The sequence below is a fragment of the Streptomyces sp. NPDC085524 genome (assembly GCF_044541755.1).
Taxonomy (GTDB): Bacteria; Actinomycetota; Actinomycetes; order Streptomycetales; family Streptomycetaceae; genus Streptomyces.
Window position 1 is genome coordinate 1 of the sequence record NZ_JBITTH010000074.1, and the last position, 1820, is coordinate 1820.

General features: G+C 75.4%; 1 protein-coding gene. It reads left to right on the forward strand.

Annotation, left to right across the window (positions count from 1 at the left end):
- Positions 1-1820: zinc-binding dehydrogenase (locus tag ACIGFK_RS42445; RefSeq protein ID WP_400056158.1), on the forward strand; the 1820-nt coding region annotated here is incomplete at both ends.

Here is a 1820-nt window from a genome sequence, read left to right on the forward strand (position 1 = left end):
TGCGCATCCCCTTCGCCTGGAACCACATCACCCTCCACGCCACCCACGCCACCACCCTCCGCGTCCACCTCACCCCCACCACACCCGACACCGTCCGCATCAGCGCGGCCGACGAGACCGGGCAGCCGGTGGTGACCGTCGGCGAGCTCGTGCTCCGGCCGGTCAGCGCCGAGCAGTTGGCCGCCGCCGCGCCCGCCGCCGACCAGGGGATCCTGCTGGACGTCGACTGGACCCCGGTACGGGCCGGCGAGGCCACCGACGCGGGGACCATGGCCGTGATCGGCATGCCGGGCCCGGAACTCGCGGCCGCGCTCGGCGGGGGAACCGCGGTCCACCCGGACCTCCCGGGCCTGTTCGCCGCCGAAGGGCCGGTGCCCGCGACGGTGTTCCTGCCGGTCCCCGCCGGCCAGGAGACCCGTACGGCGCTCGCGCAGGTCCTGGAGGCCGTACAGCAGTGGCTGGCCGACGGCCGGTCCGCGGGTTCGCGGCTCGTGGTCGTCACCACCGGCGCCGTCGCCGCCCACCGCGGCGACCTGCTGGACGACCTGGCCGGCGCCGCCGTCTGGGGCCTGCTGCGTGCGACGCAGACCGAGAACCCGGACTCCTTCGTCCTGCTCGACCTCGCCCCGGGCGAACCGGCCGACGCGACCGCCCTGGCCCTCGCCCTGGCCGCCGTCGAGGAGCCCCAACTCGCCCTGCGGCAGGGCACGGTGTACGCCAACCGGCTCAGCCGTACCGGCGCCGCCGAAGGAGTGCTGACCCCGCCCGAGGGCACCGGCGCGTGGCGTCTGGGCAGCACCGGCAAGGGCACCCTGGAGAACATCGCCCTGGTGCCGTCGCCCGAGGCCGCCGGGCCGCTCGCCGAGGGCCAGGTCCGGGTCGCCGTACGCGCCGTGGGCGCCAACTTCCGCGACGTCCTCATCGCCCTCGGCAGCTACCCCGGCGAGGCGCCGATGGGCAGCGAGGGCGCGGGCGTGGTCCTGGAGACCGGTCCCGGAGTCACCTCCCTCGCCGTGGGCGACCGGGTGATGGGCCTCTTCTCCGAAGGCGCCGGTCCCGTGGCCGTCACCGACCACCGCACGCTCGGCCACGTGCCGGGCGGCTGGACCTTCGCCGAGGCGGCGGCGACCCCGATCGTCTTCCTCACCGCGTACTACGGCCTGACGGACCTGGCGGGGCTGCGGGCGGGCGAGCGGCTGCTCGTGCACTCGGCGGCGGGCGGGGTCGGGATGGCCGCGACGCAGATCGCCCGGCACCTGGGTGCCGAGGTCTTCGGCACGGCCAGCCCCGGCAAGTGGGACACGCTGCGCGGCCTGGGCTTCGACGACGCGCACCTCGCCAACTCCCGCACCCTCGACTTCGAGCAGGAGTTCACGGCGGCGACCGCGGGCCGCGGTTTCGACGTCGTACTCGACTCCCTCGCCAAGGAGTTCGTCGACGCGACCCTGCGCCTCCTGCCCTCCGGCGGCCGCTTCCTCGAGATGGGCAAGGCGGACGTCCGCGACCCCGAGCAGGTCGCCGAGCAGCACCCGGGCGTCGCCTACCAGGCCTTCGACCTGATGGAGGCGGGCCCGGCGCGGATCCAGGAGATGCTGCGGGAGCTGTACGAGCTGTTCGAGGCGGGTGCACTGCGCCCGCTGCCCGTGCGGTCCTGGGACATCCGGTACGCGCGTGACGCCTTCCGCTTCCTGGGCCAGGCCCGGCACATCGGCAAGGTCGCCCTGTCGCTGCCGCGCGGGCTGGACCCCGAGGGCACGGTCCTGATCACCGGAGCCACCGGCACCCTGGGCACCCTCCTGGCCCGCCACCTCGTCACCGCA